6 protein-coding genes are annotated in these 5,968 nt (G+C 44.8%); all 6 read right to left on the bottom strand.

Features of this window, described 5'->3' with window-relative positions:
- On the bottom strand, positions 1–314 hold a 314-nt coding region (locus tag ABD851_RS14265; protein WP_344980437.1), incomplete at its 3' end, for a hypothetical protein.
- 88 nt (positions 315–402) lie between these two features.
- Positions 403–837 (bottom strand): hypothetical protein, encoded by a 435-nt coding sequence (locus ABD851_RS14260; RefSeq protein WP_344980435.1) that lies wholly within the window; start codon positions 835–837, stop codon positions 403–405.
- A gap of 276 nt (positions 838–1,113) precedes the next feature.
- Positions 1,114–1,713, bottom strand: a complete 600-nt coding sequence (locus tag ABD851_RS14255; protein ID WP_344980433.1) for an imm11 family protein — start codon at positions 1,711–1,713, stop codon at positions 1,114–1,116.
- The gene (locus ABD851_RS14250; protein WP_344980431.1) at positions 1,710–3,638 is read right to left on the bottom strand and encodes an RHS repeat-associated core domain-containing protein; all 1,929 of its coding nucleotides are present in this window, start codon (positions 3,636–3,638) and stop codon (positions 1,710–1,712) included. Before ABD851_RS14250 ends, ABD851_RS14255 begins: the two co-directional genes overlap by 4 nt.
- A 22-nt stretch (positions 3,639–3,660) precedes the next feature.
- Positions 3,661–4,044 (bottom strand): hypothetical protein, encoded by a 384-nt coding sequence (locus ABD851_RS14245; protein WP_344980429.1) that lies wholly within the window; start codon positions 4,042–4,044, stop codon positions 3,661–3,663.
- A 6-nt stretch (positions 4,045–4,050) separates the two neighbouring features.
- A partial coding sequence (locus ABD851_RS14240; RefSeq protein ID WP_344980426.1) for an RHS repeat-associated core domain-containing protein occupies positions 4,051–5,968 on the bottom strand: 1,918 nt, incomplete at its 5' end.

Raw genomic sequence — 5,968 nt, 5'->3', positions numbered from 1 at the left:
GTCCTCACCGTGGGCGTAGTAGCAGCCGGGTCTATCTCGGCGACAAACTCATCTCCGGCGCCGCTGCTGAAGCTGCCCCCGGCGTCTGCGGCGAAGGTGATGCTGCCCCGGGCTTTATAAACAGAAATACCGGGATCCCGGTGATTGACCACCAGGTCCTGGATAGGGTCTCCGCTCTGGGTCACCGTGACGCTACTGGTACTTACGGCATTATCGACGTCTGCCTGCAGCTGGGTTACTGTTTTGGATGTGTTATACAGGGTCGTTATAGTAGGCCGGTCCAGCTCATTATAAAGTATGGTGGTAGCCTGCATGGCGAATGACCTATTGATCCCACAAATTTTATCCCTTTCTCAAAAACCCACTGAAAAAAGCATAGCCTTGCCAGACTTTAGGTTATTGTTACTCTTCTAATTCTCTTTCCAACGCTATCTTTCGTCTGAAGTATATTCGTTGGGCATCTTCGTCAACATCTACCAGTTTTTCATAGTGGGTATCATCAAAGACTAATTCGTAGTACCCCCAAATAGCTTCCTGATAGGGATAGTTTTCATCCGTGTTTTTTAATGATTTAAAAAACCAACTTGAAGGAAGTTTATTATCAATAACGTCAAAAAGAGGATATGGATATGCAGAAGCGTACCCGCCATCGTCTATTAAGTAATCCAAAGTCCCTTCACCCAAAATCATTCCCATTACTATGTATTCCTTACCAATTATTAACCCAAATTCAGTATGTCCCGTAGACCCAAACTTTCCCAATTCATCTTTGCTTAAAGGCTTATTTTCATAACCCCTTAATGCTTCTCCGGTATTATAGATACAACGAACTTTCATAGATTACTTGACTTTAAAATCATCAACTGCTTTCAAAACTCCATCTACCCACTCGCCATTATAATGAATGATTGTTTTAGTAAAATCATCTATTCATTGAGAACTATTACTCTCTCAGTGTTTAATTTCTCCATCAACTAAGGCCTCGCCTCTACTTATCTTGAAGTTCCAGTGGCAGTTATTGCACCAGTATCGGGAATACTTCCCTGAAAAAATTAAATATCCCCTTGATGATTTTTTGATCGCGGGCAGTAATCTTTTTCTGATGCCGACTCTTCATTCCACCCTTGTCTCCTCAAAGGTTATTCCAGTCAATAACGCCTTCTGCATTTCTTTTTTTAATTCTTCGCTTATATAAATAGCAGGAGTGATTTTCCATAAATTATAAGAAAATGGTTTTGTGAAAACATTGTAATCTTTTAGCTTATCTAACGAGAAGCAAGGCTGTAATACGTTATCTGTTCCATTAATAAACAATGTTTTTTCTATATTCAACACATCTAACATTTTATTAAATCTCAATATATAATATGTCTTACATTCTTCATTAGCCTTAACAGTACAAGTAATCCAATCTAATTCCTCGTTCCCTTTCAAATTCACTTGTATTATATTTTTCATTTTCTCTGACATCATGGGCCACGCTAAACTATTAGCCTGATAATCTTGCCACAATACACTTAATTCACTTAGATCCTCACTATATATAAGCTGATCTCGTCCTTCTATTGCTTTTCTCAAGACAAAATCAAAAGGCACTATTGATTTATCTTCAAGTTCTGAAATTAACTCATGATTTAGTTTAATTTCCCCAGAAGCAAAGGCTACTGTACCGACTTTAGTATGCTTCCCTCCTAAAAAATAATATTTTTTCATCTTTTCCATCCTGATTTACGTAAAAGTTTTGGATTATGAATCACTGGTTGTTTGATATACTTCTCAAATAATTCTAAGAATTTTTCTTGACTAGTGCCTGCTTCTTGGGCTGCTTTCTCCATGTACGCAAAGACAAATTCATGGTATTCGTTGGGATGCCTTCCTAAGTGAGGTATTCTTTTTATGTTCCATTCACCTTTCAATTCTAGCCCAAACTTTTTCGCAATAGTCTCCATTTTGGGAGTCCAAAATGTGTTTTTAGTTGTTGCAAAATGATGAGCCTGAAATGGCAACTCAAACTCCCCTGGACCATCTATAATCGAAAAGATTGCTACATCCGCATCTACTTGTTTTTGAATAGCTTCCTCCGAAGGAGATAATGGGTAACCATCTGCTCCTACATATAAGCCGTTTAATGCTTTTCTATGCCCGAAGAAACTATCCCCGAATTCACTTTCTGCCGGCATAAGTTGCCCATGCTCGAAATCTACATCTCTATAGAAGTTTATAAAGGCATTTTGGGCTTTGTCATCCGGTGTCTCAAAGTTAGCAAATAAAGCATTCGTCGGATTAGGCCGGGCCATATTCCCCGCAACACTGTTTCCTACTTGCTTCGTATCAATAGCGACGTTAACAACGGTATTGGCGATCTGCAAACTGTGTAAAGAAATACTGCCAATACTTTCTATCTTCCAGAATTTGCTTACGATCTTTGCGGAAGTAGTTACCGGCTTGGCAGCGACCACTACAAATTCGCTTCCGGATCTGAAAGCATTTAAGATAGGCACCCCCTCCAACCCGTCCAGATCAATATTGGCAATGGGATCATTGCTGGCGTACTGGTAAGGAGTTAACGCAGGAAATTTGTCGGTGAGCGGATCCAGCTGGGGGAAACGGCCGATCTGCGGATCATATTCCCGCATGCCGTAACTGTACCATTCCAAACCTACCCCGTCGCTGAATTCCAGATGGTTCAGCTCCTTGCCGTTGTACTTGAACCGGTTCTCCAGCCGGAGGGGAGCCAAGGTACTGATGCCCGCCATCGTCTGGCCGAAAGGATAATAATGCGTCTCCTCCAGTACCGGACCGGTGGACTGGGTCACCACAAGGTTGTCAAAGAGCACATCCTGCTGGCTTTCGTTGCTGGTATAGACGTACACATAGCCGGACTTTTTGGCTACAACCTCTCCGCTGGATAGCGTCTCCAGCTCATCGGGCTCCGCCTGCACCTGCTTCACCCCGCTGCCTTCTTCTACGAAGTTAAGCTGATTGTCAAAGAATACATAATTCAAAAAGGCCCTGGGCTTTTGGTTATTTAGCGTCTGCGGGTTCTTCTCTTTGAGCTGCTGCAGGTCACCCGCCGTGAACCTGGGGCCCTGGTCCTGACTGGCGGTGAACGCAGATGCCTGGTGCCCCGGATCGGCAGGTCCGGCCAATCCTGGCAGGGCAGCCAGCAGGGAGCTGACCATCTCCTCGGCCGGGATGGAAGGCTGATCGGGAGCCGTACCCTGCTGGTGGTAATAGCCCCGGACGGCTGCCTGCAGGGTATCCCCGGCCATCACCTTCAGGATGATCGAGGGGCCTATCCTCCGGTCCGGCTCCCGGGCATTTAGGCGGGCAACAGCCGTATTCGGGGTGGTGGTCTCATCCTCGGGGTAGCCCTGAGGTTTTGCCATGCGGGTTTGATCTACATTGTAGAACAGGGCATTCTCTTTCTCCGTATTGGCCGGCTCCATGGTGGCCATGTATTGGGAAAAATCCTTCTGCTCGGTCAGCACCATCCGTACATCGCCCAAATGATCCCTGACAAAATAGTCATAGGTATAGCCGGCGGCAGTGCTGCCATGAGCCGGCACATACCGTATCCTGCCCTCCTCCGTCGGGAAATATAGCAGGGTATGGTCCCGATAAATAAAAAAAGCCACCGATATAGTCAGTGTCTTTGTATTAATTAGGCGTACTCTGCAATATCAATTTCTCTCTTAAAAACTGTGTTATTAAAAATATTAAAACACCCACTAAAAAAATCCATTCTTTATATTTTATTGCCCAATAAATAAAGGGTAGACTTATCAAAATCCATTCAAATAATAGCTTTGACCTTAAATTCTTTTGACTTTTTACTATTAATAATAAATCAAGTATAATTAGTAAGATTATAAACAATAGCCAAAACAAAATACCATATAAACAAACAGATATACCAGCTGAAATAAATGCTTGAAAAAGATTGAACGAAGAATGATATCTATGCACAGCAAATATTGCATATAAATATACTCCTACAAAAACAATCAAAATATTAACCCAATTTGTCTTTAAAATTTTCATGGCGTTTTATTTGGTCGTTGGCTGAGATTGCATCAATTTTTTCCATTGATTTAGTGTATATGTTTTATTGCCTTGGATAACGCTTGTAAAAACGCCTTTTTTATCCATAGTAACAGTAAACTTTACAGAAATCATCGGCCTATGATTGTCTCCCCGAAGACTTGTATAAGGATTGCCCATTGCAGGACTTACACCAATAAATAATTGATTCCCATTAGTATCTCCAATGAATACTTCTGCAGAAGGGAAAGCATCTCCTGTCTGCACTACATTTACATTTAATGTTCCTTTCCTTTCGTTTTCAGTTAATGTAAATTTTGTATGAACGTCTATGTCAGGAGAAAGAGGTTCTGTTAAAGGATTTGCAGCAGACAAATTTGCCGTGAATGAGACAGTACTATTTCCCTCTTTATCCATTGAAGAGGAAAATCCAGTAATGTTAGCCTTATCATTTGGAGTAGCATTGGCTGTTCCCAATATTGGGTGTCTACTTTCATTACTCCATACATGCCCTACATTGAATGTCCGGGCACTTGGGTCTACAGAAAAAGCATACTGAACTCTTGATGTAACGCTTCCCCCTTCTCCAAGTCCCAAAGCTGTACTATAACCTCTACTATCTCCTTCAAAGCCTCCACCAAAGGTTTCATACGGAGCAAATGAACGTATATGTATGGGATGTGGCCAAGATCCGCCTGTGTTACCCGTTTTCGATACAATCCCCACCCCTACAGCTGTGAAGGCATTGTTGATCATATTGCTGGTGGATATTGCATTCTGGATCATACCGGCATCTTGCAGGGTATGTATCGATATGCTTAATGCACGCGCTAACGGTGAATTGGCAAATTGCGAAATGCCTGCACCTACCTTTTCAAAAAATATCGCTAGCGAAGAAGTACCGGGACAGGGAATGCCGAAGGGCACTAACCCATCCACATCAATATTAGCAATCGGATCATTGGCTGCATATTGATAGGGGCTTAACGTAGCAAGATTGTCGGTTATGGGATCCTGCTCTATAAACCGTCCGATCTGCGGGTCATAATTGCGGAAACCGTAATCATAGATATCCAACCCCACTCCATCACTGAATTCCAGGTGATTCAGCTCCTTGCCGTTGTACTTGAACCGGTTCTCCAGCCGGAGGGGAGCCAAGGTACTGATGCCCGCCATCGTTTGGCCAAAGGGATAGTAATGGGTCTCTTCCAGTATAGGACCGGTGGATTGGGTCACCACAAGGTTGTCAAAGAGCACGTCCTGCTGGCTTTCGTTGCTGGTGTAGACATACACATAGCCGGATTTTTTGGCTACGACCTGTCCGCTGGAGAGCGTCTCCAGCACGTCCGGCTCTGCCTGCACCTGCTTCACCCCGCTGCCTTCTTCTACGAAGTTAAGCTGATTGTCAAAGAATACATAATTCAGATATGCGCGGGGTTTTTGATTATTCACCGTCTGCGGGTCCTTCTCTTTGAGTTGTTGCAGGTCACCCGCCGTGAACCTGGGGCCCTGGTCCCGACCGGCGCCGAATGCGGATGCCTGGTGTCCCGGATCGGCAGGTCCGGCCAATCCGGGCAGCGCAGCCAGCAGGGAGCTGACCATCTCCTCAGCCGGGATGGAAGGCTGATCGGGAGCTGTACCCTGCTGGTGGTAATAGCCCCGGACGGCTGCCTGCAGGGTGTCTCCGGCCATCACCTTCAGGATGATTGAGGGGCCTATCCTCCGGTCCGGCTCCCGGGCATTGAGGCGGGCTACGGCCGTATTCGGGGTGGTGGTCTCGTCCTCGGGGTAGCCCTGAGGTTTTGCCGTGCGGGTTTGATCGACATTGTAGAACAGCGCACTCTCCTTTGCCGTATTGGCGGGCTCCATGGTGGCCATGTATTGGGAAAGGTCTGTCTGCTCGGTCAGCACCATCCGCACGTCG

The organism is Compostibacter hankyongensis, assembly GCF_039541075.1.
Classification (GTDB): Bacteria; Bacteroidota; Bacteroidia; order Chitinophagales; family Chitinophagaceae; genus Compostibacter; species Compostibacter hankyongensis.
The sequence above is the reverse complement of the archived record's forward strand: the minus strand, read 5'-3'. Positions and strand labels throughout refer to the sequence as shown.